Genomic DNA, 23,440 nt, shown 5'->3' on the forward strand with positions numbered 1-23,440 from the left:
GCGCCACACCATGCCGACCCAGCTCCCCCCCACCATAGACCCGCAGGCGGCCCGCCGCTGGCAGCAAATGCCGGCCAGCGCCTCGCCCTGGCTGCATGAGGAGGTGGCCAGTCGCATGCAGGAGCGGCTGCCGTGGATCAAGCTGCAACCGCAAAACTGGGCGCATTGGGAGCCGGTGCTGGGCGGTCTGCACGCGCATGCCAAGCTGGCGCAACGTTATCCGCGGGCCGGCTGTTTCGTGACCGAATCGACCAGCCAGCGAGCCCGTTACGCGGCCAAGGCGCTGGCCCAACCGTGGTGGCGCCCAACGCGCTGGGTCGGTGCGACTACGCGCTTCGAGAGGCCCGCCGCCGGCACGGTGGACATGCTGTGGTCCAACATGGCACTGCACATGACGGCCGACCCGCAGGGCTTGCTGGCGCAGTGGCATGGCGCACTGGCGGTGGACGGTTTCCTGATGTTCTCCTGTCTCGGGCCGGATACCTTGCAGGAACTGCGCGGTTTCTATCAGAGCCTGGGCTGGCCGGCGCCTTCCCATGAGTTCACCGACATGCACGACTGGGGTGACATGCTGGTGGCGGCCGGTTTTGCGCAGCCGGTGATGGACATGGAGCGCATCACCTTGACCTTCGAGACGCCGCAACGCTTGCTGCAGGAGTTGCGCGGCCTGGGACGTAATTTGCATCCGCAACGCTTTGCCGGCTTGCGCGGCCGGCAATGGCTGGCTCAATTGCAGCAGGCGCTGGTCCAGGCACCGCTGCAATTGACGTTCGAGGTTGTTTACGGCCATGCTTTCAAGGCACCCCCGCGCCTTGATGTGCGGCAAGAAACGGTGCTTTCACTGGAACAAATGCGTGAAACCTTAAGCAAACGCAATAACTTTTTGAAGAATCCTTGAGAAACGGACTTGACAAGGCGGCAAACATAAAAAAATTGTGTGAACTACAATTGCCCGCGGCCCGATCTGGAGCCGGCACTGTAAGACCGCCCTGTGCTTGAGAAATTGGGGCCGGGTTTGGTGAATTTGAGGCAATCAAAAGTGAGCATGATGAAAAGCATTTTGGATAAATTGACAGGCATGCTGCTGGCCGCGGGTGCTTGGGCCAGCACGGCGGCTTACGGCGCGGCGCGCACTGTCAACGACTTGCCCGGCGGCCCGTCAGTCAACCAGTTGAACCTGCAGGCGCCAGTCACCAAAATTGCCGAGGACCAGGCCTGGCTGCACTGGTTCATGCTGATTCTGTGCACCGTGATTTTTGTGGCCGTGTTCTCGGTGATGTTCTATTCCATCTGGAAGCATCGCAAGTCGGTCGGACACAAGGCGGCCAATTTCCACGAATCGGTCACCGTCGAAGTGGTCTGGACCGTGGTGCCATTCATCATCGTGATTCTGATGGCGCTGCCGGCCACCAAGGTGGTGGTGGCGATGAAGGACACGACCAACGCCGATCTGACCATCAAGGTCACCGGCATGCAGTGGAAGTGGGGCTACGATTACCTCAAGGGCGAAGGCGAGGGCATCGGTTTCATCTCGGCGCTGGACCGCGCGCAGCGCGAAATGTCCAGCAACGGTGGCCCCAAGGCGGGCGAGGTGGTGGACGACTATCTGCTGAAGGTGGATAACCCGCTGGTGGTTCCCGTCAACAAGAAAGTCCGCATCATTACCACCGCCAATGACGTGATCCATGCCTGGACGGTGCCGGCTTTTGGCGTCCAGCAGGCGGCCATTCCGGGCTTTGTGCGCGATACCTGGTTTCGTGCCGAAAAGATTGGCAGCTACTACGGCCAATGCGATCAGCTGTGCGGCAAGGAGCACGCCTACATGCCGATCCACGTGAAAGTGGTTTCCGCCGCCGACTATTCGGAGTGGGTGACGGGCGAGAAAAAGAAAATGGCCGCCAAGGCGGACGACCCGAGCAAGGTCTGGACCGCCGAAGACATCATCAAGCGCGGTGAAAAGGTTTACGCCACCAATTGCGTCACCTGTCATCAGCCGCATGGCAAGGGCGGCGGTCTGGTGAAACCGCTGGACGGCTCGCCAGTGGTGCTGGACGGCGACAAGGGCAAGCAGATTGCCGTGCTGCTCAATGGCCAGAACAATGCCACCATGCCGTCCTGGAAGGCTTTGAGCGACACCGACATCGCGGCCGTCATCACCTACACCAAGAACAACTGGTCGAACAAGACGGGTCAGCTGGTGCAGCCGGCCGAAGTGGCGGCGGCGCGCCATTGAGCGGCAGCCACCCGATCACAAGAATGAAGAAGGAAATCAGATGAGTGCTGTTTTAGACCACCACGCCCATAACGTCCACGACGATCACCAGCATGCCACACCGACCGGCTGGCGGCGCTGGGTCTTTGCCACCAACCACAAGGACATCGGTACCTTGTACATGTTGTTCAGCTTCACCATGCTGATGCTGGGCGGCGTGCTGGCCCTGATCATCCGCGCCGAGCTGTTCCAGCCGGGCTTGCAGATCGTCAATCCCGAGTTGTTCAACCAGCTCACCACCATGCACGGCGTGATCATGGTGTTCGGCGCCATCATGCCGGCTTTTGTCGGTTTTGCGAACTGGATGATTCCGCTGCAAATCGGCGCCGCCGACATGGCGTTCGCGCGCATGAACAATTTCTCGTTCTGGCTGTTGATTCCGGCCGGCCTGATGGTGGCCGGCTCGTTCTTCATGCCCGGTGGCGCGCCGGCTGCCGGCTGGACCTTTTATGCGCCCCTGACCCTGCAAATGGGACCCAGCATGGATGCCGGTATTTTTGCGCTGCACATCATGGGCGCCAGCTCCATCATGGGCTCCATCAATATCATCGTCACCATCCTGAACATGCGCGCGCCCGGCATGACGCTGATGAAGATGCCCATGTTTTGCTGGACCTGGCTGATCACCGCCTACCTGCTGATTGCCGTGATGCCGGTGCTGGCCGGCGCCATCACCATGACGCTGACCGATCGCCACTTCGGCACCAGTTTCTTCAACCCCGCCGGCGGCGGCGACCCGGTGATGTTCCAGCACATCTTCTGGTTCTTCGGCCACCCCGAGGTCTACATCATGATTCTGCCGGCGTTCGGCATCATCAGCCAGATCGTGCCGGCTTTTGCGCGCAAGAAACTGTTCGGCTACGCCTCCATGGTGTACGCCACCTCCAGCATCGCCATCCTGTCGTTCATCGTCTGGGCGCACCACATGTTCACCTCCGGCATGCCGGTCACGGGGCAACTGTTTTTCATGTACGCCACCATGCTGATCGCGGTGCCGACGGCGGTGAAAATCTTCAACTGGGTGGCCACCATGTGGCGCGGTTCCATGACCTTCGAGACCCCCATGCTGTTTGCCGTGGGCTTCATCTTTGTCTTCACGGTGGGCGGTTTCTCCGGCCTGATGCTGGCGATGGCGCCGATCGATATCCAGATTCATGACACCTACTACGTGGTGGCCCATTTCCACTATGTGCTGGTGGCCGGCTCTCTGTATGCCTTGTTTGCCGGCTATTACTACTGGAGTCCCAAGTGGACCGGCGTGATGTACAACGAAACGCGCGGCAAGATCCACTTCTGGTGGTCGCTGATTGCGTTCAACGTCACTTTCTTCCCGATGCACTTCCTCGGTCTGGCCGGCATGCCGCGCCGTTATGCCGACTACCCGATGCAGTTCGCCGATTTCAATGCGGTGGCCTCGGTCGGTGCTTTCTTTTTCGGCTTTGCACAGGTTTATTTCTTCTTCTTCATCGTGCTGCCGACGCTGCGCGGCAAAGGGGAGAAAGCGCCGCAAAAACCGTGGGACGGGGCCGAGGGTCTGGAGTGGGAAGTGCCTTCGCCGGCACCTTTCCATACCTTCGAGACACCACCCAAGCTGGACGCCACGGCGACCAGAATTGTTGCTTGATACCGGAGCCTGCACATGACCCCTGAACAGAAAAGAGCGAATCTGAGAACGGGACTGATCCTGGCGTCGGTGGCGCTGGTGTTCTTTATCGGTTTCATGGTCAAGATGGCGTTGCTGAGTCACTAAACGATGAATCTGCGGCGTGAAAATGGCAGGATGGTGGGCAAGCTGGCCGTGATTGCGCTGGGCATGTTTGCCTTCGGCTATGCCTTGGTGCCGCTGTACAAAGCCATCTGCGAGATGACCGGCATCAACATCCTGGCCCTGGGGGACCGCAACATTCCCGGCGCCACGCCGACCCTGCCGGCCAATACGCAGGTCGACCGCAGCCGCACCATCACGGTGGAGTTCGATGCCAATGCCCGCGGCCCCTGGGCCTTCAAGCCGGCGCAGCGCTCGCTGCAGGTGCATCCGGGTGAAATGGCAAGCGTGCTGTACGAGTTTCAGAATGTGCAGAACCGGCGCATGTCGGCGCAGGCGATCCCGAGTTACGCGCCGCAGCAGGCCGGCGCCCATTTCAACAAGCTGCAGTGTTTTTGTTTCAACCAGTACACGCTGGAGCCGGGTGAAAAAAAATCCTGGCCGGTTGTTTTTGTGATTGATCCCAAGCTCAGCCGGGACGTCAAGACGATCACCTTGTCGTATACCTTTTTCGAAGTCGGTGGCAAGACGCCGGCGGCACCGCTGGCCGCTGCCGCTGCCTTGACGGCCGGGAGGGCGGGCGCATGAGTTCTTCTTTCTGGCGCAGCATCCGGATGGTCGGCTGGTCATTTTTCGGCATTCGGAAAAACAGCGAATCGCAGGAAGACACGGCCCGCGTCAACCCGTTTCACATCATCGTGGTGGGGATTGCCGGGGCCATAATTTTTGTAGTGGGTTTGATCCTATTGGTGAACTGGGTGGTCGCCAAGTAGGGCGCTACCCGAAACAGATTGACGAGAACTGGAAGGAATGAAGCAGAAATGAGTTCAACAACACACGCCGCAACCCCGCACTACTTTGTGCCTAGCCCGTCGCGGCATCCGGCCCTGGCGGCCTTCGGTTTGTTTTTTGTCATCTTTGGCGCCACCCAATGGATCAATGGCGTCGACTGGGGCAAGTGGTTGCTGGCCTTTGGCCTGGTCTGGTTTCTGGGGGTTCTGTTCCAGTGGTTCAGCGAGGCCGTTGGCGAGAGCGAAGGCGGCCAGTACGGGCACAAGATCGACCTGTCGTTCCGCTGGAGCATGAGCTGGTTCATTTTCTCGGAAGTGATGTTTTTCGGCGCCTTTTTCACTGCCTTGTGGTGGGTGCGGGGCCATTCGATACCGGCGCTGGGCAACCTGGAAAATTCCTTGCTGTGGCCGGATTTCAAAGCCGTTTGGCCGACTCTGGCGGCCGGTGCCACCGGCTCCCCGGCCGGCACGGTGGAACCCTTCACCACCATGACGCCGTTCTGGCTTCCCACCATCAATACCGCCTTGCTGCTGAGTTCCGGTGTCACCCTGACGCTGGCGCACCACGCCCTGATTGCCGGCCGGCGCAGCAAGACGGTGGCCTTCATGTGGCTCACCGTGCTGCTGGGGATCGTGTTCCTGTTGGTGCAGGGTTACGAGTACTACCATGCTTACCATGAACTCAATCTGAAGCTGACTTCCGGTGTCTACGGTTCGACCTTTTTCATGTTGACCGGTTTCCACGGTTTCCACGTCTTCATCGGCATGCTGATGTTGTTGTTCATCACCTTGCGTCTGCAAAAAGGCCACTTTACGGCGGAGCGCCATTTTGGCTTCGAAGGGGCCGCCTGGTACTGGCACTTTGTCGACGTCGTGTGGCTGGGTCTCTACACGCTGGTCTATTGGCTGTAGAGCGCCGCACGAAAAATAGGCACCGGCAGGCGGTGCCTTTTGCTTTGGGTGATCGGTTCTCGTTATTGTCCGGCGGAGATGCCGGTGGGCTGGATGTAGCCGAGTTTCCAGGCCAGCAGCAGGCTGGCGAACAGCAGGATTGAAATGGCGACCCGCAAGGCCAGTGCCCGCGCCATTTTTTTGTCTCTGGAGGCGCCAGCGTCATCCTTCTTCAGCATGAAAAAGAGAGCCCAGCCCAGGCTGCCGAGGATGCCGATAAATGCAAGAATGACCCCATATTTCATGAACCGGATTATCTCGTGAGTTTGCGCTGGAAGTTCTGGCTGGTCACCTTGGTCAGCCTGCTGGCCGTGGTCATCACGCTGGCCTTGGGGCGCTGGCAGTTGTCGCGCGCCGGGCAGAAAATTGCCTGGCAAGCCCGCATCGACGCCCAGGCGGCGCTGCCGCCATTGAGCGGCCAGGCGCTGCTGTCGTTGGCGGACCCGGCCAGCGAGTTGCAGCGGCAAGTGGACTTGCGCGGCCGCTGGATCGCGTCGGGCACGGTGTTCCTGGACAACCGCCAGATGAACAGCAAGCCCGGCTTGTATGTCGTGACGCCGCTGCGGCTGGAAGGCGGCAGCGCCGTGGTGCTGGTGCAGCGCGGTTGGGTGGCCAGAAATTTTGTCGACCGCAAGAGTCTGGCGAAGGTCGAAACGCCCGATGACGTGGTGGAAATTCAGGGCCGCATTGCCGCGCCGCCGTCGCGCCTGTACCAGTTTGGCGCTGCGGAGTCGGGCTTGATCCGGCAAAATCTGGATCTGGCCCAATTTGCTGCCGAGTTGGGTCTGCCCTTGCTGCCGGTTTCCGTGCAACAGACGGGTGCCGCCAGCGAGGGCTTGTTGCGCGAATGGCCGCCGGTCAGCGTCGGCGTCGAAACCCACTATGGTTATGCTTTCCAATGGTTCGCGCTGAGTGCGCTGATCGCAATTCTTTATGTCTGGTTTCAAATTGTTAGACGATTCTTCCCACCGCGCCGCTCCTGACGCTGCCCCTGCGGGGGCCAGCAGCGCCGGCGATAGCCCGCTCGGTTTGACGGTTCATTCGATGCCGGCGCCGGAGCGCGTCATGGCCGCGGATGCGCAGCGCAGCCGCAACGGGCGCTGGAAGATGCTGGCTGTCTTTCTGGTTTGCGCGGCGCCGGTGCTGGCCTCTTATTTCACCTACTATGTGGTGCGTCCTGAAGGAAGGCGCAATTTCGGCGAGTTGATCGAGCCGCAGCGCCCGCTGCCCGATCAACCCGGTGTCAGCCTGAGCGGGCAGGCCGGTCCGCTGACGGCGCTCAAGGGACAATGGCTGTTGCTGAGCGTGGCGGGCGGCGCTTGCGACGAAGCCTGCAGTCGCCATCTGTACCTGCAGCGCCAGTTGCGCGAGAGCCTGGGCAAGGACAAGGACCGGCTGGATTGGGTCTGGCTGGTCTCCGACACTGATGCCGTCAATGACAAGCTGCTGCCGGCCTTGAAGGACGCGACGGTGTTGCGCGTGGCGCCGGGCGTGCTGTCGGCCTGGCTGGCGCCGGCCAGCGGCCATCAACTGGCGGAGCATCTGTACCTGGTGGATCCGATGGGCAACTGGATGTTGCGTTTTCCGGCGGAGCTGGACATTGCCGGTGCCAGCAAGGCGAAACGGGACCTGGAGCGCGTGCTGCGCGCCTCCGCGTCGTGGGACCAGCCCGGGCGCCCGGCCGCTCAGTAGCAGGGGATGACGGTGCAAGCGCTGTACGACTTCTCGCCATTGGTCCGCATGCTGTGCGTGGGCTTGTTGCTGGCGCTGGGGCCTTTGACCTGGATCTGGTACCAGCAGCGGCGCGCGACACCGCTGCGGCGGATTCGCGCACTGACGCTGCTGACGCTGTTTCTGACCTTTGACCTGCTCCTGTTTGGCGCCTTCACGCGTTTGACCGACTCCGGTCTAGGCTGCCCCGACTGGCCGGGTTGTTATGGCCAGGCCAGTCCGCTGGCGGCCCATGGCGCTATTGCCGCCGCCCAGAGCGCCATGCCCAGCGGTCCGGTCACGCACGACAAGGCCTGGATTGAAATGATTCACCGCTACCTGGCGACCAGCGTCGGTGTGTTGATGGTGGTGCTGGCGGTCGCCGCCTGGCTGGGGCGCAGGCGTCAATCCGTACAGGCCGGAGCAAGCGTGTGGTGGCCGACACTGACCCTGCTGTGGGTCTGTCTGCAAGGCGCCTTTGGCGCGCTGACGGTCACCATGAAGCTGTTTCCGGCGATCGTCACGCTGCACCTGCTGGGTGGCATGGTGCTGCTGGCCTTGCTCTGCGTGCAGGTGGTGCGTCTGGCCCAGCTTGACGGCGCCGCGCCGCCGGTTGCCCTGGCCTCCCCACTGCGCCGGCTGTTGTGGCTGTCGTTTGCCTTGCTGGCGCTGCAAGTGGCGCTGGGCGGCTGGGTCAGTACCAATTACGCGGTGCTGGCCTGTACCGATTTTCCAATGTGCCAGGGCAGTTGGTGGCCCTTGATGGATTTTCGGCAGGGCTTCGAGCTTTGGCGCGAACTGGGGCTGACGCACAGCGGCGCGACCATCGGCTTTGCCGCCTTGACCGCCATTCACTACGCGCATCGCCTGCTGGCGTTGCTGGTCCTGGCTTCGCTGGGGTTGCTGGCCTGGCGGCTCGGTTCGGTGCCGGCGCTGCGCCGGCCGGCGCGCTGGCTGGCCGGGCTGACCGCTTTGCAACTGGCCACCGGACTCAGCAACGTGCTGTTCGACTGGCCCCTGCTGGTCGCCGTCCTGCACACCGGCGGGGCGGCGGCCCTGGTGCTTGTCATGAGCTGGACGCTGGCCGCCAGTCGCCGCGCATGAGCAGCCCTTCGCATCCTGCTGCGCCGTCGGTGTTCCGGCAGTTCTATGCCTTGACCAAGCCGCGCGTGATTCAGTTGATTGTTTTTTGCGCCCTGATCGGCATGCTGCTGGCGGTTCCCGGCGTGCCCAGCTGGGCCGAGGTCCGGCTGGCGCTGTTGGCCTGCCTGGGCATCTGGCTGGTGGCCGGGGCGGCGGCGGCTTTCAATTGCATCGTCGAAAAAAGCATTGACGCCCGAATGAAACGCACCGCCTGGCGAGCGACCGCCATGGGCGAACTGGACGACCGGCGGACCCTGCTGTTCTCGGCCGTGCTGTGCCTGGCCGGCTCGGTCCTGCTGTATGTCTGGGTCAACCCACTGACGATGTGGTTGACCTTTGCCACTTTCATCGGCTATGCCGTGGTCTACACGGTCATCCTGAAGCCCCTGACGCCGCAAAACATCGTGATCGGCGGTGCCTCCGGCGCCATGCCGCCGGTGCTGGGCTGGGCCGCCATGTCGGGCGATGTGGGGCCGGAAGCGCTGATTCTGTTTCTGATTATTTTTTTGTGGACGCCGCCGCATTTCTGGGCCTTGGCGCTGTACCGTGTGGAAGACTACCGCAAGTCGGGCCTGCCGATGCTGCCGGTGACGCACGGCAACCAGTTCACCCGGCTGATGGTGCTGCTGTACACCGTGATTCTGTTCGCCGCCTGCCTGATGCCTTACATCTACGGCATGAGCTCCTGGATTTACCTGATCGCGGCGCTGGTTTTGAGCGTCGGTTTTTGTCTGTATGCTTTCTACCTTTGGCGTGATTATTCGGATCAACTGGCGCGCAAGACATTTCGCTTTTCGCTGCTGCACCTGAGTCTGCTGTTTGCCGCCTTGCTGATCGACCATTATGTTTTTTGAAGTTTGATTGAAATGAACAAACGTGCTGCGCTCAAAGTCCTGGCTTCGCTGCTGGGTTTGAGTGGAACAGCCGGCTTGCTGGCTTCCTGTTCCGAGAACAAGGCCGGCTTCGCGGCGATCGACCTTACCGGTGCCGACTATGGCCGCGACTTTGCCTTGACCGACCATAACGGCCGGGCCAGGAGTTTGAAGGATTTTGCCGGCAAGGTGGTGGTGCTGTTCTTTGGCTACACCCAGTGCCCCGATGTCTGCCCCACCACCATGGTCGAACTGGTGGCGGTGAAAAAGTTGCTGGGCCGGGATGGCGAGCGTGTGCAAGGCCTGTTCGTCACGCTCGATCCGCAGCGCGACACGCCTGAAGTGCTCAAAGCCTACGTGGAAAATTTCGACCCGAGCTTTTTGGCGCTCTACACCAGCCCCGAGAAACTGCAGGCCCTGGCCAAGGAATACAAGGTGTACTACAACAAGGTGGACGGACCGACGCCCACCAGCTACACGCTGGACCACTCGGCCGGCAGCTACGTCTACGACGCCATGGGCAAGCTGCGCTTGTACACCCGCTACGGCAGCGGCGCCGCGGCGCTGGCGGCGGATATCAAGCTGCTGCTACAGCAGTAGGCGATCAGCATGGTTGTCACGAAACAGGTTTTTGATGGCCGGCGCCTGCTGATCCTGCTCAGCGTGCTGCTGGCGCTGGGTTTTTTTGCCACCACGCTGGGCAGCTACTTCGTCTCCAAGCACGCCATCCGGGAAGCCATCATCGGACAGGAGTTGCCGCTGGCTTCCAGCAATATCTACGTCGAGTTGCAGAAGGACCTGGTGCAGCCGGTGGTGATTTCTTCCACCATGGCGCACGACACCTTCCTGCGCGACTGGGCGCTCAGGGGTGAGCGCAACGTCGACGAGATGAACCGCTACCTGCAGGAAATCAAGACCCGTTATGGTGCTTTCAGCAGCTTTTTTGTCTCGGACCGCAGTTTCAACTACTACACCGGCAACGGGATTCTGAAACGGATCTCGGCCACCGAGCCGCGGGATGCCTGGTACTTCCGCGTGCGTGGCCTGAAGGAAGACCACGAAATCAATGTCGACCCCGATCTGGCGAATCAGGATGCCATGACCATTTTCATCAACTACCGGGTCTTTGATTTTTCCGGGCAGTACCTGGGGGCCACCGGCATCGGTCTGACGATGGACGCCATGCACCGCCGCATCAAGGACTACCAGCAACGTTACCGGCGCACCATTTATTTTGTCGATGGCCAGGGCAAGGCGGTGCTGTTTGGCGGCAACGGCGCGCCGGCCTCGCCCGATCTGCACGCCCGGCCGGGCCTGCGCGACATCATCGACCGCATCCTGCTTGAGAAGAACGGGGGCTACCAATACGAGGCCCATGGAACCACCCACTTGCTCAACGTGCATTACGTCCCGGAACTGAAGTGGTATCTGTTTGTCGAGAAGGACGAGTCGGAGGCGCTGGCCGAGGTGCGCGAGGTCCTGTACATCAATCTGGCGATCTGTCTGGTCGTCACGCTGCTGGTGGTGCTGCTGATGAACCTGTCGCTGTCGCGCTACCAGCGCCGCATCGAGACCATGGCCGCCACCGACAAGCTGACCGGCATGCTCAATCGCCAGGCCTTCACCATCCTGATGAGCCGGATGCTGGCGGCCTACCAGCGCCAGCCGCATCCCATTTCGATCCTGCTGTTCGACCTGGACAATTTCAAGCAGATCAACGACCGGCACGGCCACGCGCTGGGGGACAGCGTGCTGTGCCGTGTGGCGGAGCAGCTCCAGCAAGGCTTGCGCAAGTCCGACATCGCGGTGCGCTGGGGTGGCGAGGAGTTTCTGGCGGTGCTCGACAACTGCGATAGCCAGGAGGCGTGCCAGACCGCGGAGAAAATCCGGCAACGCATCGCGCAGGAAAAATTTGAAATTGACGGTGTGCAACTGGCGTTGACGGTCAGTGTCGGCGTCAGCCAGTTCAGCGGCGATGAGGCGGTGGAGCAAACCATCAGCCGGGCCGACGCCGGGCTTTACCAGGCCAAGAGCAGTGGGCGCAACCGGGTCTGCGTGGCAGCTGCGGCGCCGTCTTCGGCATGATCCCCCCATTTGTCCCAAGGAGTCCTTAATGCCCATCACCAAAGGTTATCAACAACTCGTGGCCGAGGCCATGGCCCAGGTCAAGACCTACTCGGTGGCCGAGGTCCAGGCGCGCTTGCATGACGCCGCCGTCCAGATCGTCGATATCCGCGACATCCGCGAGCTGGCCGAGGGCACCGTGGTCGGCGCTTACCACGCGCCGCGCGGCATGCTCGAATTCTGGGTCGATCCGGCCTCGCCCTACCACAAGCCCCTGTTTGCCGACGAGTCCAGGGAGTTCATCCTGTTCTGCGGCGCCGGCTGGCGCAGCGCCCTGGCGGCCAAGGCCTTGCAGGACATGGGCATGGGCAACGTGGCGCACATCGAGGGCGGCTACACCGAGTGGGTCAAGCAGGGCGCTCCGACCGAGACGCTGGAACAGCAAAAAGCGCGGCGCCAGAAGAAGGCCTGAGTGCAGGCACCGATCCCGTCATGAAATTTGAAGCCATCCTGTTCGACTGCGACGGCGTGCTGGTGGACAGCGAGCCCATTACCAACGGCGTCCTGCGCGACCTGCTGGAAGAGGCCGGTTGGGTCTTGACACCCGAGGATTGCATGCGCCTCTTTATCGGCAAGGCGGTGCGCGAAGAGCGCCAGATGATTGAGGCGGCGACCGGGCGGCCGCTGACCGAGGACTGGATGCAACTCTTCTACGAGCGGCGCAACCGGGCGCTGGAGGCACAACTGGAGATGGTCGCCGGTGCCGACACCGCCGTGGCCGCGGCGCATGCCCACACCCGGCAGCGCATCGCCTGCGCCTCCGGTGCCGACCGCTTCAAGGTCGAAATGCAGTTGAGCAAGGTCGGGTTGATGGATTTCTTTGCCGGCCGCATCTTCAGCGGTCACGAGATGGCGCGTTCCAAGCCGGCGCCGGACGTCTACCTGGCGGCGGCGCAGCACTTGCAGGCGCCAGCGCGGCAATGTCTGGTGATCGAGGACACGCCCACCGGTGTGCTGGCCGGCGTTGCCGCCGGCGCCACGGTCTGGGCCTACTGTCCGCAGCCCGAGCAGGGGGCGGCACTGAAGCAAGCCGGCGCCAGCCATCTGTTCGGGCACATGGCCCAGTTGCCACAGTTGCTGGCCGCAACCGGTCTTGCGTAAACAGGAGGGCTATCAGGGCTGCCCGGCGCGCCTGAATTCGCTGGGCGACTGGCCGACCCAGGCCTGAAAAGCGCGGATGAAGCTTTTCTCGTTGCGAAAGCCCACCGCCTCGGCCACCTGCTTGATGGGACGCGCGCTGCGCAGCAGCAGGTCGCGGGAGCGGCGCTGGCGCACCTCGTCTTTCAGGGTTTGCAGTGAGCTCCCTTTTTCCTTCAACTGGCGGTGCAGCGTGCGCGCCGAGACGTGCAGCAGGGCCGCCAGATCATCGGCGTTATGGCTGCGTGCCGGCTGGCTGGCCAAGGCCTGGCGCACGCGCGTCAGCAGCAGGCGGTCGTGCCGGTACTGGTGCACGGTCAGCGGCAACGCGCGTTGCAGCATCTGTTGCAACGCCGACTCATCACGGCGCAGTGGCAGTGCCAGATAGCGTGCATCGAAGCGCAGCGCGGCCGGTGCGCTGTCGAAGGCGGTGGGGCCTGGGAACAGCACAGCGTAGACCTCGTGGTGCGGCGGCGGCGCAAAGGGAAACTGCGCGCCCAGCAGCGGCAGGCGCGAGTCGATCAACCAGCAGGCCAGGCCGTGGATATTGCGCAGCACGGAGACCAGACAGAACTCGCGCAACACACCGAGATCGCGCTGCTCGCTGATGTACAGCGTGGCCCAGTCGCCCGTCACCTTCAGGCTCAGTGTGATGTCGTCGGCGATCAGGGCGTGATGCCGGCACCAGCGCTTGAGCGCCACGCCCAGGCTGGCGGCGCTGATGGAGGCGCGCGCCAACATGCCGTAACTGCCCCAGGGCAGACGGCGGCTGAACCAGCCCAGTGCCTCGTCGTCGAGCTCCTGCATCGCGGCGCCGGAGATGCATTCCATTTGCGCGGCGCTGATGCGGGACGCTGGATCGGCCAGTTCCTTTGGCGTGATTTGTGCCACATTCAGGGCTTTGCCGGGGTCCATTCCGCGCCGCGCGTAGGCCTCCACAATGGCCTTGACAAAAGCCATGGGTGTCACGGACTGGACAGTGGTGGCCAGGGTGCTGGAACGGGGCCGGGATGGAAGATCGGAGCGCATGGCCCACAGTATGCGTTCAGGTGGCACGATTTGCAACCTGGGTGACAGCCATTGAGTGCTTTATCCCTCTATCCTCAAGGCGGTAGACAATGGCGCACAGAGCCGTCGACGCTTTGAACTTTAGAGAGAACACCATGCCCCATCTGGAGACCAAACTAAAACCCCGATCCGCTGATTTTCAGGCCAACGCCGCCGCCATGCGAGTGCTGGTGCAAGACCTCAATGTGCAAATCGCCAAGGCCGCCTTGGGTGGTGGTGAAGCGGCCCGCGCCAAACACACCGGGCGCGGCAAGTTGCTGCCGCGGGATCGCATCCAGATGCTGCTGGACCCCGGCACGCCGTTTCTGGAACTCTCGCCGCTGGCGGCCATGGGGCTGTACCGGGATCGCGACGGCAGCGACAGCGCGCCCTGCGCCGGCGTCATTTGCGGCATCGGCCGGATCGAGGGCGTCGATTGCATGATTGTCTGCAACGATGCCACCGTCAAGGGCGGCAGCTATTTTCCGATGACCGTCAAGAAACACTTGCGAGCGCAGGAAATTGCGCAGCAAAACCGGCTGCCCTGCGTTTACCTGGTCGACTCCGGCGGCGCCAACCTGCCGACACAGGACGAGGTGTTTCCGGACCGCGAGCACTTTGGCCGCATCTTTTTCAACCAGGCCAACATGAGCGCCCTGGGCATTGCCCAGGTTGCCGTGGTGATGGGCAGTTGCACCGCCGGCGGCGCCTATGTGCCGGCGATGAGCGACGAGACCATCATCGTCAAGAACCAGGGCACCATTTTTCTCGGCGGCCCGCCGCTGGTGAAGGCCGCCACGGGCGAGGTGGTGAGTGCCGAAGACCTGGGTGGTGGCGATGTGCATACGCGCCTGTCGGGCGTGGCCGACCATCTGGCGCAGAACGATTTGCACGCGCTGGCGCTGGCGCGCCAGGCGGTGTCGCACCTGAATCACAAGAAGGCGGTTGCGGCGGCCGTACTGGCGCCGGTGGCACCCAAATTTGCCGCCGAAGAGTTGTACGGTGTGATTCCCACCGACACGCGCAAGCCCTACGACGTGCGCGAGATCATTGCCCGCATCGTCGATGGCAGCGAATTCCATGAGTTCAAGCCGCGCTACGGCACCACGCTGGTGACCGGCTTTGCGCACATCGAGGGCATGCCGGTGGGCATCATTGCCAACAACGGTATTTTGTTCAGCGAATCGGCCCTGAAGGGCGCGCACTTCATCGAGTTGTGCTGCCAGCGCAAGATCGCCCTGGTGTTCCTGCAGAACATCACCGGCTTCATGGTCGGGCGCAAGTACGAAAACGAAGGCATTGCGCGCAACGGCGCCAAGATGGTGACGGCGGTCGCCACGGCGGCGGTGCCCAAGTTCACCATCATCATCGGCGGCAGTTTCGGCGCCGGCAACTACGGCATGTGCGGCCGTGCCTACAGCCCGCGCTTTTTGTGGATGTGGCCTAACGCCCGCATCTCGGTGATGGGCGGCGAGCAGGCGGCCAGCGTGCTGGCGACGGTGCGGCGCGACGGCATCGAAGAGCGCGGCGGCAGTTGGAGCAAGGAAGAGGAAGAAGCCTTCCGGGCGCCGATCCGCAACCAGTACGAGAGCCAGGGGCATCCCTATTTCGCCACGGCCCGCCTGTGGGACGACGGCATCATCGACCCGGCCGACACGCGCCGCGTGCTGGCCTTGGGACTCAGTGCCGCGCTCAACGCACCGCTGCCCGATACCCAGTTCGGCGTGTTCCGGATGTAATGAAAAGAGACCACCATGTTTAACAAAATTCTCATTGCCAACAGAGGGGAGATCGCCTGCCGCGTGGCCGCCACGGCGCGCCGCATGGCCATCAAGACGGTGGCGGTTTATTCGGATGCCGACGCCAATGCCAAGCACGTCAGCGTCTGCGACGAGGCCTTGCACATTGGCGCCAGCGCACCCCGGGACAGCTATTTGCGCTGGGAAAAAATCATCGCCGCGGCGCAGGCCACCGGCGCGCAGGCGATCCACCCCGGCTATGGCTTCCTGAGCGAAAACGAAGAGTTCGCGCAGGCCTGCGTTGACGTCGGTCTGGTGTTCATCGGCCCGCCGCCGGCGGCCATCAAGGCGATGGGTCTCAAGGCGGAATCGAAACGCCTGATGGCGCTGGCCGGCGTGCCGCTGGTGCCCGGCTATCACGGGGCCGACCAAGACCCGGCCTTGCTACTGCGCGAGGCCGACGCCATCGGCTACCCGGTGCTGATCAAGGCCAGTGCCGGCGGTGGCGGCAAGGGCATGCGGGTGGTCGAGAAGAGCGCGGACTTCGCCGCCGCGCTGGCCAGTTGCCAGCGCGAGGCGCGCAACAGTTTTGGCGATGACGCGGTGTTGCTGGAAAAGTACGTGCAGCGCCCGCGCCACATCGAAATTCAGGTGTTCGGCGACACGCAAGGCAACTACGTGTATTTGTTCGAACGCGATTGCTCGGTGCAGCGCCGACATCAAAAAGTGCTGGAAGAAGCCCCGGCGCCCGGCATGACGCCGGAGCTGCGGGGCAAGATGGGCCAGGCGGCGGTGGCGGCCGCCCGGGCCGTGAACTATGTCGGGGCCGGTACGGTCGAGTTCATCGTCGAGCAAAGGTCCGACGGCAGCATGAATTTCTTCTTCATGGAGATGAACACGCGTTTGCAGGTGGAGCATCCGATCACCGAGGCAATCACCGGGCAAGACCTGGTGGAGTGGCAATTGCGGGTGGCCGCAGGCCAGCCTCTGCCGCTGTTGCAGGAGCAGCTCAAGATCAGCGGTCACGCCATCGAGGCCCGCATCTGCGCCGAAAACCCGGACAACAACTTCATGCCGGCCACCGGCACTTTGCAGGTTTACGCTCTGCCCCCCTGCGTCAACTTTGAGCCTGGCAATGCCGTCGTGCGGGTCGACTCGGGCGTGCGTCAGGGCGACCCGATCTCGCCGTTCTACGACTCCATGATCGCCAAGCTGATTGTCCATGGCGACAGCCGTGCGCAAGCCCTGGCGCGCCTGGACGTGGCGCTGGCCCAGACCCACATCGTGGGGCTCAATACCAACGTCCAGTTCTTGCGCAACGTGGTGCAAAGCCGCTCCTTCGTGCAGGCCGATCTGGACACCGGCCTGATAGCGCGCGAAGCCGCGGTGCTGTTCAAGCAGGAGAAGGTCGGGCTGGCACTGGCGGTGGCCGGCGCCATCGCCGATACCTTGTTGCAGGAACGAGCCTATGAGGCGCAGCGCGCCGACCGCGCCGAGTGGCTGGACCCCTGGGCTCGGCGCGATGGCTGGCGTTCGCACGGCCCCAGCGGCCGCCGCTTCGACTTCGAATTTGCCGGCCAGGTGCAGTTGGTGCAAATGACCACGCTGCACGATGGCGCGCTGCAACTGAACGTTGCCGGCGAGCTGGGCGTGTTCGCGTTTGTGGCGGTCACGCATGGCATCGACGTGCGCTGGGGCGAGCGGCGCCAGATCCTCAATGTCTACCGGAATGGGGCGGTGGCCCATATCTTCTCGGCGCAGGGCGCAACCCAGATCACCGCCATCGATGCGCTGGCCCATGCCGGCGACAACCTGGTCGAAGGCGGGCGCCTGACGGCACCGATGCCCGGCAAGGTGGTGTCGTTTGCCGTCAAGGCCGGCGACAAGGTCAAAATCGGCCAGCCATTGGCGGTGCTGGACGCCATGAAGATGGAGCACACCATTGCCGCTCCGATGGACGGCGTGGTGGCCGAACTGCTGTATGCGCCGGGCGATCAGGTGCCGGAAGGTGCCGAACTGCTGAAGCTGGTGGTGTAATAACGAACGGGTCTTCAAAATAATCCCAGCGGCTGTCATCCCGGACCCCGATCCGGGATCCATGGATTGCGGGTCTGGCCCGCAATGACAGCGTGTAGGGTACGCTTGCCATCCATGAAAATTACATTTTGTTGTACCGGCACCAAGCCCGAGCCCTGGCTGGCCGGGCTCAGGGCCGCTTTCCCAGGCGCTCAGGTGGAAGTCTGGCAAGCCGGCGCGCCGGCGGCCGACCACGCCGTGGTGTGGGCGCCACCGCAGCAATTCTTTGACGAGCAAACACAGCTCAAGGGCATCTTCAACATCGGCGCCGGTGTCGATGCCTTGTTGAAGCTGCGCCTGCCGCCACGGGCCACCGTGGTGCGGCTCGACGACGCCGGCATGTCGGTGCAGATGGCCGAGTATGTTTGCCATGCCGTGATCCGCTACTTTCGCGAGTTCGATGGCTATGAAGCGGATGTGAAAGCCGGGAAGTGGTCTTATCGCAAACCGCGCGAGCGCGCGCTATTTCCGGTCGGCGTCATGGGCCTGGGCGTGCTGGGCCAGCGCGTCGCCCAAGCGTTGACGCAGTTCGAATTCCCGGTCCTGGGCTGGAGCCGATCGGTCAAGGCTATCGAGGGTGTGCGCTGCTTTGCCGGCGCGGCCCAGTTCAACGATTTTTTGCGCGCCAGCAAAGTGCTGGTCAACCTGTTGCCGCTGACGCCAGAGACGCGCGACATCATGCGCCTGGACACCTTGGCGCAACTGCAAGCGGGCGGCTATGTGATCAACGTGGCGCGTGGCGCGCATCTGGTCGAGGAAGACTTGCTGACGCTGCTGGACCGCGGACAGCTGGCCGGCGCCACGCTGGACGTGTTCCGCACCGAACCCTTGCCGGCCGAGCATCCGTTCTGGCGCCATCCCCAAATCACGATCACGCCGCATACCTCGGCGCGCACCTTGCGTGATGAGTCCATTGCCCAGATCGCGGGCAAAATAAGGGCGCTGGAAGCGGGCCAGCCGATTGTCGGTATCGTGGACAGCGTGCGCGGCTACTGAGGATAAGGCGCCGCCATCGAATTGAGGAATATCTGGATGAACCTACCCCCCCGCGTCAAACTGGTCGAGGTCGGCCCGCGCGACGGCTTGCAGAATGAAAAACAGGCGGTGCCGGCCAGCGTCAAGATCGAACTGGTGCAGCGCTTGCAGGACGCCGGTTTGAAAGAGATCGAGGTCACCAGTTTTGTGTCGCCCAAATGGGTGCCGCAAATGGCCGACAACGCCGAGGTGATGGCCGGTATCCAGCGCTTGTCCGGCGTGCGCTATTCGGTGCTGACGCCCAATCTGCAGGGTTTCGAGGCGGCGCTGAAGGCCAAACCGGATGAGATCGTGGTGTTCGGTGCCGCCAGCGAGGCTTTCAGCCAGAAGAACATCAATTGCAGCATTGCCCAGAGCATGGAACGCTTCGCGCCGGTGGTGCAGGCGGCGCGCGCGGCCGGCATTTACGTGCGCGGCGCCATGTCCTGCGCGCTGGGCTGCCCTTACGAGGGCGAGATTGCGCCGGAGCGGGTTGGCTATCTGGCGGGCTTGATGAAAGGCATTGGCGTGCAGCACATCGGCGTTGCCGACACCATAGGCGTAGGCAGCCCGCTCAAGGTGCGGCGCGCGGTCGAAGCGACCCTGCGCTATTTCGATATCAACGATGTCTCCGGCCATTTTCACGATACCTACGGCCAGGCGCTGGCCAATACGCTGGCGGCGCTGGAGCTCGGGGTCTGGCAATTCGACACCTCGGTGGCCGGGCTGGGCGGCTGCCCCTATGCCAAGGGCGCCACCGGCAACGTGGCCAGCGAAGACGTGGTCTACCTGCTGCATGGCATGGGGATAGAAACCGGCATCGACCTCGACAGATTAGTCGACGCCGGCAAGTTCATCAGCGACTTTCTGCAGCGCAAGCCGAACTCGCGTGCCGCCACGGCGCTGCTCAACAAACGGGAAGGGTAACTCATGGCGGCAAACGAAACCAGGGCTCTGCCTGACGGGGTACAACGGGTGCTGGCTGCCTTGCAAGCGGCGCGCCATCCACATCCGCCGGTGCTGCTGGATGACGCCGCGCGCACCGCGCAGCAAGCCGCCGACGCCCTGGGCATCGTGGTCGGCCAGATTGCCAAGAGCATCATTTTTCGCCGCCAGTCGGACGACGCGGCGGTGCTGGTGGTGACTTCGGGCGACCAGCGCGTCGATGAAAAAAAAGTGGCGGCACTGGTCGGTCCGCTGGGTCGCGCCGACGCCGCCTTCGTCAAGGCCAGGACCGGCTATTCGATCGGCGGCGTGCCACCCATCGCGCATGCCACGCCGTCGGTTACGCTGATCGACCGCGAGCTGCAACGCTTTGCTGAAATCTGGGCGGCGGCGGGGCACCCGCACGCGGTGTTCCGCCTGAGCCCGACGGACCTGGTTCAACTGACCGGCGCCCCGGTGGCCGACGTGGTGGTGGTTTTGCCATGACGCTGCCTGAGTCCGTGCCCGTGCCCTCGCCCTGTATTTCGGTCTGCCGCATGAAGCCGTCGACCGGCCTGTGCGAGGGCTGCTACCGCACCATTGACGAGATCGCCCGTTGGGGCAACGCCGATGACGAAAGCAAGCGCCTCATCTGGGCGCGGATTGAACAACGGCGCAAGGCCAACGCAGCATGAAACACATCACCTTTTATCTGGACTTCATTTCGCCCTACGCCTACCTGGCGTTCGAGGGCCTGCCGCAGGCCTTGATGGGGCACAGCTACAGCGTGACTTACAAGCCGGTGCTGTTTGCCGCCTTGCTCAAGCATCACGGGCAGTTGGGGCCGGCGGAGATAGCGGCCAAGCGCGACTGGACTTACCGCCAGGTGCAGTGGCTGGCGCACAGCCATGGCATAGCGCTGCAATTGCCGGCGGCACACCCCTTCAATCCCTTGGCCTTGTTGCGTCTGGCGCTGGCCTGCGAGGACCAGGGGCTGCCCAATCGCTATGTCTGCGAGACCGTGTTCCGGCATGTCTGGCGCGGCGGCGCCGATGCCACCGATGCGCAACGTCTGCAAGGCTTGACGCGGCAACTGGCACCCAAGCGCGCGGCCGATTGCGAAGAGGTCAAAGCGCAGCTCAAATCCCATACCGACGAAGCCATCGCGCGGGGCGTTTTCGGCGTGCCCACATTGGCCGTCGACGACAAACTGTTCTGGGGTTTTGATGCCCTTCCCATGTTGCGCGATTATTTGCGCGGCGATGCCTGGTTTGCCGGACCGCAGTGGGATGCCGCTGCAAGTTTGCCGGCGGCGGTGCAACGCCCAAAGTAGCGATTTGCCACATTAAGAAATGTGAACCAAGGGTTGCACCCTAGTTTGTCAGGCGCTGTTCAGTTTGCTGAAAGTTTGTGTTGGTTTCGCGTCAGAGGCTGGTCAGTACTGTCTCCAAGAATACTAGCAACCCCCATCTCGGGGGCCCATAACTTTAGGAGACATCAATATGGCAACAGCAGTGGCCCCACGGCCAATGTCAGAAGGCGAGAAGATGGTGATCTTCGCCTCGTCGCTAGGCACGATATTCGAGTGGTATGACTTTTATCTGTTCGGTGTGATGTCGGCCATCATTGCGGCCAACTTCTTCTCCGCACTGGATGAAAGCACGCGCAATATTTTCGTGCTGCTAGCGTTCGCCGCAGGCTTTGCGGTGCGTCCGTTTGGCGCTTTGGTGTTCGGCCGCCTGGGCGACATGATCGGCCGCAAATACACGTTCCTGATCACCATTTTGATCATGGGCTTGTCGACCTTTCTGGTGGCGTTCCTGCCGACCTACAAAACCGCCGGCATCATCGCGCCGATTGCCTTGATTGCCTTGCGCATGTTCCAGGGCCTGGCTTTGGGCGGTGAGTACGGTGGCGCCGCCACTTACGTGGCCGAGCACGCGCCGCAGGGCCGACGCGGCTTTTACACCTCCTGGATTCAAACCACGGCAACCGTTGGCTTGATGCTGGCGTTGATGGTGATTCTTGGCACCCGCACCTATTTTGGCGAAAAAGACTTTACCGATTGGGCCTGGCGTGTTCCTTATGCCATGTCCGGCATTTTGCTGGCCGTGTCGGTCTGGATTCGTCTGAAATTGAACGAGTCGCCGGCCTTTGCGAAAATGAAGGCTGAAGGCAAAACCTCGAAAGCACCGCTGTCCGAATCCTTCGGTCAATGGAAGAATGCCAAGATCGTGATATTGGCTCTGCTGGGCCTGACCGCCGGTCAAGCCACGGTGTGGTACGGCGGCCAGTTCTACACCTTGTTCTTCCTGCAAACCTTCCTCCGGGTGGATGGTCCCACCGTCAACGTCCTGATCGCGGTCTCGCTCATTCTGGGTACGCCGTTCTTCATTTTCTTTGGTTCCTGGTCCGACAGGATTGGCCGCAAGCCGATCATCATGGCGGGCTGTCTGCTGGCGGTGCTGACCTACTTCCCGCTGTTCAACGCATTGACCACTTACGCCAACCCGAAACTGCAGCAAGCGATCCAGAAATCGCCCGTCACCGTGGTCTCGGAGCCCTCCCACTGCAACCTGATCCTGAACCTGACCGGCACCGCCAAGTTCACGACACCTTGCGACCTGGCACGGACCTACCTGTCGAATTCGGGCGTCAATTACGACAGCGTGATGCAGGCCGGCACAGTGGCCACCGTCAAGGTGGGTGACAAGTCGATTGCCGCCTACGACGGCTTGGCCGCCAATGCCAAGGAGGAGAAGGCGCGCTTCGAGAAAGAAGTACGCAAGGCCCTGGATGAGGCGGGTTACCCGGCCAAGGCCGATCCGATTCCGGTGGGCTCCAGTAACTGGCTGATGCTGGTCCTGATTTTGACCATCCTGGTGATCTACGTGACCATGGTTTACGGTCCCATCGCCGCCATGCTGGTGGAATTGTTCCCGACGCGCATTCGCTACACCTCCATGAGTTTGCCGTATCACATCGGCAATGGCTGGTTTGGTGGTTTCCTGCCGGCCATTTCATTCTCCATCGTGGCGGCGCAAGGCAATATCTACAGCGGCTTGTGGTATCCCGTTGCGATTGCGGCCATGACTTTTGTGGTCGGCACGCTGTTCGTGAAAGAAACCAAGGACGTCGATATTTACGCCAACGACTGAGCTTTGCTTGACTCTTCGACCGGGCTGAAGCGGCTCGGTCGATCGCAAAACAGCCCTCCCCGTGAGGGCTGTTTTTTTTGGAGCACCGGAAACCGGTAACGCCTGTGACGATGGCGGTAATGAATTGTTTCAAATCTGACATTTGTAACCTAATGACACAAGCGGTTGAGCCCTAGCTTGGCGCTTGGGCAACACTAAAATGCGCCAATGAAATACACCAAGACAGAAGCGGGTCAGCAGGCGTTCAAGGCGCGGTCGGCGCTGTTGTCGTCCCGTCAAAGGTCAGCCTTCATTCTGTTCGATGGTGTCAAGTCGGAGACCCAGGTGCTGACCATGACGGCCGGTCTCGGGATTACGCAAGACGATATCGATCATCTGGTGCGGCAGGGCTTTCTGGCAAACCTGCCGGAGCCGGTGAGCGACCCGGTTGCAGTTGCCGTTCCCGACCAAGCTGCGGTCGACCAGCCGAGCACACGCTCGCCGCAAGAGCGCTATATGGCGGCCATGCCCATTGCGACCCGGCTGACGGCCGGCCTCGGTTTGCGCGGCTTCAGATTGAATCTGGCGGTCGAAGCGGCCAATGGCGTTGACGGCTTGCTGGCACTGCTGCCAAAAATTCAGGCGGCTGTCGGCGTCGAACCCTGTGTTGCCCTGGAGCGGGCGCTGAAAGACTAGGGTCGACAAGCCCAGGTTGTCCGGCTGGTGCAAGGTCTTGAC

General features: G+C 62.3%; 26 protein-coding genes. 24 read left to right on the plus strand and 2 right to left on the minus strand.

Annotation, left to right across the window (positions count from 1 at the left end):
* Window positions 1-10 precede the first annotated feature (10 nt).
* The 7 genes from PHS32_RS08845 (at window position 11) to PHS32_RS08875 (ending at window position 5,740) form a co-directional block, all read left to right on the plus strand.
* Window positions 11-898 (plus strand): biotin synthase, encoded by an 888-nt coding sequence (locus tag PHS32_RS08845; protein ID WP_301078590.1) that lies wholly within the window; start codon window positions 11-13, stop codon window positions 896-898.
* Between the two features lie 150 nt (window positions 899-1,048).
* Window positions 1,049-2,233, plus strand: coding sequence for a cytochrome c oxidase subunit II (coxB, locus tag PHS32_RS08850; protein WP_301078591.1), 1,185 nt, complete (start codon window positions 1,049-1,051; stop codon window positions 2,231-2,233).
* A gap of 40 nt (window positions 2,234-2,273) precedes the next feature.
* Entirely contained in the window at window positions 2,274-3,896 is a 1,623-nt protein-coding gene (gene ctaD / locus PHS32_RS08855; RefSeq protein ID WP_301078560.1) for a cytochrome c oxidase subunit I, read from the plus strand.
* Window positions 3,897-3,911: 15 nt separating this feature from the next.
* Window positions 3,912-4,022: a cytochrome oxidase small assembly protein gene (locus PHS32_RS08860; protein WP_301078561.1), complete on the plus strand. Its 111-nt coding sequence runs from the start codon at window positions 3,912-3,914 to the stop codon at window positions 4,020-4,022.
* Between the two features lie 3 nt (window positions 4,023-4,025).
* Window positions 4,026-4,625 carry a cytochrome c oxidase assembly protein gene (locus PHS32_RS08865; RefSeq protein ID WP_301078562.1) on the plus strand — a complete coding sequence of 200 codons (600 nt, stop codon included), beginning with the start codon at window positions 4,026-4,028 and terminating at the stop codon, window positions 4,623-4,625.
* Window positions 4,622-4,810: a DUF2970 domain-containing protein gene (locus PHS32_RS08870; protein WP_301078563.1), complete on the plus strand. Its 189-nt coding sequence runs from the start codon at window positions 4,622-4,624 to the stop codon at window positions 4,808-4,810. Before PHS32_RS08865 ends, PHS32_RS08870 begins: the two co-directional genes overlap by 4 nt.
* A 48-nt stretch (window positions 4,811-4,858) precedes the next feature.
* Complete coding sequence (locus tag PHS32_RS08875; RefSeq protein ID WP_301078564.1) at window positions 4,859-5,740, plus strand: cytochrome c oxidase subunit 3; 882 nt, start codon at window positions 4,859-4,861, stop codon at window positions 5,738-5,740.
* Window positions 5,741-5,802: 62 nt separating this feature from the next.
* Here the strand turns inward: PHS32_RS08875 and PHS32_RS08880 are convergent, their stop codons facing one another.
* Window positions 5,803-6,024: a twin transmembrane helix small protein gene (locus tag PHS32_RS08880; protein WP_301078565.1), complete on the minus strand. Its 222-nt coding sequence runs from the start codon at window positions 6,022-6,024 to the stop codon at window positions 5,803-5,805.
* A 15-nt stretch (window positions 6,025-6,039) separates the two neighbouring features.
* Between PHS32_RS08880 and PHS32_RS08885 the strand changes: the two genes are divergently transcribed.
* The 8 genes from PHS32_RS08885 to PHS32_RS08920 all read left to right on the plus strand — a co-directional run bounded on the left by PHS32_RS08885 (window position 6,040) and on the right by PHS32_RS08920 (window position 12,729).
* Window positions 6,040-6,762, plus strand: a complete 723-nt coding sequence (locus tag PHS32_RS08885) for an SURF1 family protein (RefSeq protein WP_301078566.1) — start codon at window positions 6,040-6,042, stop codon at window positions 6,760-6,762.
* Between the two features lie 61 nt (window positions 6,763-6,823).
* A complete protein-coding gene (locus tag PHS32_RS08890; protein WP_301078592.1) occupies window positions 6,824-7,471 on the plus strand; it encodes a hypothetical protein in 648 nt (215 codons plus the stop codon).
* A 6-nt stretch (window positions 7,472-7,477) separates the two neighbouring features.
* Window positions 7,478-8,593, plus strand: coding sequence for a COX15/CtaA family protein (locus PHS32_RS08895; RefSeq protein WP_301078567.1), 1,116 nt, complete (start codon window positions 7,478-7,480; stop codon window positions 8,591-8,593).
* Entirely contained in the window at window positions 8,590-9,486 is an 897-nt protein-coding gene (cyoE, locus tag PHS32_RS08900; protein WP_301078568.1) for a heme o synthase, read from the plus strand. The genes PHS32_RS08895 and cyoE overlap by 4 nt, the downstream gene beginning before the upstream one ends.
* A gap of 12 nt (window positions 9,487-9,498) precedes the next feature.
* On the plus strand, window positions 9,499-10,104 hold the full coding sequence (locus tag PHS32_RS08905; protein WP_301078569.1) for an SCO family protein: 606 nt from the start codon (window positions 9,499-9,501) through the stop codon (window positions 10,102-10,104).
* Window positions 10,105-10,113: 9 nt separating this feature from the next.
* A complete protein-coding gene (locus PHS32_RS08910) occupies window positions 10,114-11,589 on the plus strand; it encodes a sensor domain-containing diguanylate cyclase (protein WP_301078570.1) in 1,476 nt (491 codons plus the stop codon).
* A 28-nt stretch (window positions 11,590-11,617) separates the two neighbouring features.
* Window positions 11,618-12,040, plus strand: a complete 423-nt coding sequence (locus PHS32_RS08915) for a rhodanese-like domain-containing protein (protein WP_301078571.1) — start codon at window positions 11,618-11,620, stop codon at window positions 12,038-12,040.
* A gap of 20 nt (window positions 12,041-12,060) precedes the next feature.
* Window positions 12,061-12,729 (plus strand): HAD family phosphatase, encoded by a 669-nt coding sequence (locus PHS32_RS08920; RefSeq protein WP_301078572.1) that lies wholly within the window; start codon window positions 12,061-12,063, stop codon window positions 12,727-12,729.
* A gap of 12 nt (window positions 12,730-12,741) precedes the next feature.
* Here PHS32_RS08920 and PHS32_RS08925 read toward each other — a convergent pair whose 3' ends face one another.
* Window positions 12,742-13,794: an AraC family transcriptional regulator gene (locus PHS32_RS08925; RefSeq protein WP_301078573.1), complete on the minus strand. Its 1,053-nt coding sequence runs from the start codon at window positions 13,792-13,794 to the stop codon at window positions 12,742-12,744.
* Between the two features lie 134 nt (window positions 13,795-13,928).
* Between PHS32_RS08925 and PHS32_RS08930 the strand changes: the two genes are divergently transcribed.
* From PHS32_RS08930 to PHS32_RS08970, 9 genes are all read left to right on the plus strand, one after another.
* Window positions 13,929-15,551 carry a carboxyl transferase domain-containing protein gene (locus tag PHS32_RS08930; protein WP_301078593.1) on the plus strand — a complete coding sequence of 541 codons (1,623 nt, stop codon included), beginning with the start codon at window positions 13,929-13,931 and terminating at the stop codon, window positions 15,549-15,551.
* 15 nt (window positions 15,552-15,566) lie between these two features.
* Window positions 15,567-17,588 carry an acetyl/propionyl/methylcrotonyl-CoA carboxylase subunit alpha gene (locus PHS32_RS08935; protein ID WP_301078574.1) on the plus strand — a complete coding sequence of 674 codons (2,022 nt, stop codon included), beginning with the start codon at window positions 15,567-15,569 and terminating at the stop codon, window positions 17,586-17,588.
* 114 nt (window positions 17,589-17,702) lie between these two features.
* Window positions 17,703-18,623: a glyoxylate/hydroxypyruvate reductase A gene (locus PHS32_RS08940; RefSeq protein ID WP_301078575.1), complete on the plus strand. Its 921-nt coding sequence runs from the start codon at window positions 17,703-17,705 to the stop codon at window positions 18,621-18,623.
* A gap of 36 nt (window positions 18,624-18,659) precedes the next feature.
* Complete coding sequence (locus PHS32_RS08945) at window positions 18,660-19,568, plus strand: hydroxymethylglutaryl-CoA lyase (RefSeq protein ID WP_301078576.1); 909 nt, start codon at window positions 18,660-18,662, stop codon at window positions 19,566-19,568.
* A gap of 3 nt (window positions 19,569-19,571) precedes the next feature.
* Complete coding sequence (locus PHS32_RS08950) at window positions 19,572-20,072, plus strand: YbaK/EbsC family protein (protein WP_301078577.1); 501 nt, start codon at window positions 19,572-19,574, stop codon at window positions 20,070-20,072.
* Complete coding sequence (locus PHS32_RS08955) at window positions 20,069-20,260, plus strand: DUF1289 domain-containing protein (protein ID WP_301078578.1); 192 nt, start codon at window positions 20,069-20,071, stop codon at window positions 20,258-20,260. The genes PHS32_RS08950 and PHS32_RS08955 overlap by 4 nt, the downstream gene beginning before the upstream one ends.
* The gene (locus PHS32_RS08960; RefSeq protein ID WP_301078579.1) at window positions 20,257-20,898 is read left to right on the plus strand and encodes a 2-hydroxychromene-2-carboxylate isomerase; all 642 of its coding nucleotides are present in this window, start codon (window positions 20,257-20,259) and stop codon (window positions 20,896-20,898) included. The genes PHS32_RS08955 and PHS32_RS08960 overlap by 4 nt, the downstream gene beginning before the upstream one ends.
* A 169-nt stretch (window positions 20,899-21,067) precedes the next feature.
* On the plus strand, window positions 21,068-22,723 hold the full coding sequence (locus PHS32_RS08965; protein WP_301078580.1) for an MFS transporter: 1,656 nt from the start codon (window positions 21,068-21,070) through the stop codon (window positions 22,721-22,723).
* A gap of 207 nt (window positions 22,724-22,930) precedes the next feature.
* Window positions 22,931-23,398 (plus strand): hypothetical protein, encoded by a 468-nt coding sequence (locus PHS32_RS08970; RefSeq protein ID WP_301078581.1) that lies wholly within the window; start codon window positions 22,931-22,933, stop codon window positions 23,396-23,398.
* Window positions 23,399-23,440 lie beyond the last annotated feature (42 nt).

The sequence above is a fragment of the Rhodoferax sp. genome (assembly GCF_028714215.1).
In the GTDB taxonomy this organism is placed as follows: domain Bacteria; phylum Pseudomonadota; class Gammaproteobacteria; order Burkholderiales; family Burkholderiaceae_C; genus Rhodoferax.

Coding starts and splice junctions, on each gene's coding strand:
- PHS32_RS08940 (WP_301078575.1), top strand. CDS start 17,703: ATGAAAATTACATTTTGTTGTACCGGCACCAAGCCCGAGCCCTGGCTG.
- PHS32_RS08965 (WP_301078580.1), top strand. CDS start 21,068: ATGGCAACAGCAGTGGCCCCACGGCCAATGTCAGAAGGCGAGAAGATG.
- PHS32_RS08970 (WP_301078581.1), top strand. CDS start 22,931: ATGAAATACACCAAGACAGAAGCGGGTCAGCAGGCGTTCAAGGCGCGG.
- PHS32_RS08890 (WP_301078592.1), top strand. CDS start 6,824: ATGCCGGCGCCGGAGCGCGTCATGGCCGCGGATGCGCAGCGCAGCCGC.
- cyoE (WP_301078568.1), top strand. CDS start 8,590: ATGAGCAGCCCTTCGCATCCTGCTGCGCCGTCGGTGTTCCGGCAGTTC.
- PHS32_RS08915 (WP_301078571.1), top strand. CDS start 11,618: ATGCCCATCACCAAAGGTTATCAACAACTCGTGGCCGAGGCCATGGCC.
- PHS32_RS08865 (WP_301078562.1), top strand. CDS start 4,026: ATGAATCTGCGGCGTGAAAATGGCAGGATGGTGGGCAAGCTGGCCGTG.
- PHS32_RS08925 (WP_301078573.1), bottom strand. CDS start 13,794: ATGCGCTCCGATCTTCCATCCCGGCCCCGTTCCAGCACCCTGGCCACC.
- PHS32_RS08955 (WP_301078578.1), top strand. CDS start 20,069: ATGACGCTGCCTGAGTCCGTGCCCGTGCCCTCGCCCTGTATTTCGGTC.
- ctaD (WP_301078560.1), top strand. CDS start 2,274: ATGAGTGCTGTTTTAGACCACCACGCCCATAACGTCCACGACGATCAC.
- PHS32_RS08920 (WP_301078572.1), top strand. CDS start 12,061: ATGAAATTTGAAGCCATCCTGTTCGACTGCGACGGCGTGCTGGTGGAC.
- PHS32_RS08960 (WP_301078579.1), top strand. CDS start 20,257: ATGAAACACATCACCTTTTATCTGGACTTCATTTCGCCCTACGCCTAC.
- PHS32_RS08895 (WP_301078567.1), top strand. CDS start 7,478: ATGACGGTGCAAGCGCTGTACGACTTCTCGCCATTGGTCCGCATGCTG.
- PHS32_RS08875 (WP_301078564.1), top strand. CDS start 4,859: ATGAGTTCAACAACACACGCCGCAACCCCGCACTACTTTGTGCCTAGC.
- PHS32_RS08930 (WP_301078593.1), top strand. CDS start 13,929: ATGCCCCATCTGGAGACCAAACTAAAACCCCGATCCGCTGATTTTCAG.
- PHS32_RS08950 (WP_301078577.1), top strand. CDS start 19,572: ATGGCGGCAAACGAAACCAGGGCTCTGCCTGACGGGGTACAACGGGTG.
- coxB (WP_301078591.1), top strand. CDS start 1,049: ATGAAAAGCATTTTGGATAAATTGACAGGCATGCTGCTGGCCGCGGGT.
- PHS32_RS08945 (WP_301078576.1), top strand. CDS start 18,660: ATGAACCTACCCCCCCGCGTCAAACTGGTCGAGGTCGGCCCGCGCGAC.
- PHS32_RS08935 (WP_301078574.1), top strand. CDS start 15,567: ATGTTTAACAAAATTCTCATTGCCAACAGAGGGGAGATCGCCTGCCGC.
- PHS32_RS08870 (WP_301078563.1), top strand. CDS start 4,622: ATGAGTTCTTCTTTCTGGCGCAGCATCCGGATGGTCGGCTGGTCATTT.
- PHS32_RS08880 (WP_301078565.1), bottom strand. CDS start 6,024: ATGAAATATGGGGTCATTCTTGCATTTATCGGCATCCTCGGCAGCCTG.
- PHS32_RS08860 (WP_301078561.1), top strand. CDS start 3,912: ATGACCCCTGAACAGAAAAGAGCGAATCTGAGAACGGGACTGATCCTG.
- PHS32_RS08905 (WP_301078569.1), top strand. CDS start 9,499: ATGAACAAACGTGCTGCGCTCAAAGTCCTGGCTTCGCTGCTGGGTTTG.
- PHS32_RS08845 (WP_301078590.1), top strand. CDS start 11: ATGCCGACCCAGCTCCCCCCCACCATAGACCCGCAGGCGGCCCGCCGC.
- PHS32_RS08910 (WP_301078570.1), top strand. CDS start 10,114: ATGGTTGTCACGAAACAGGTTTTTGATGGCCGGCGCCTGCTGATCCTG.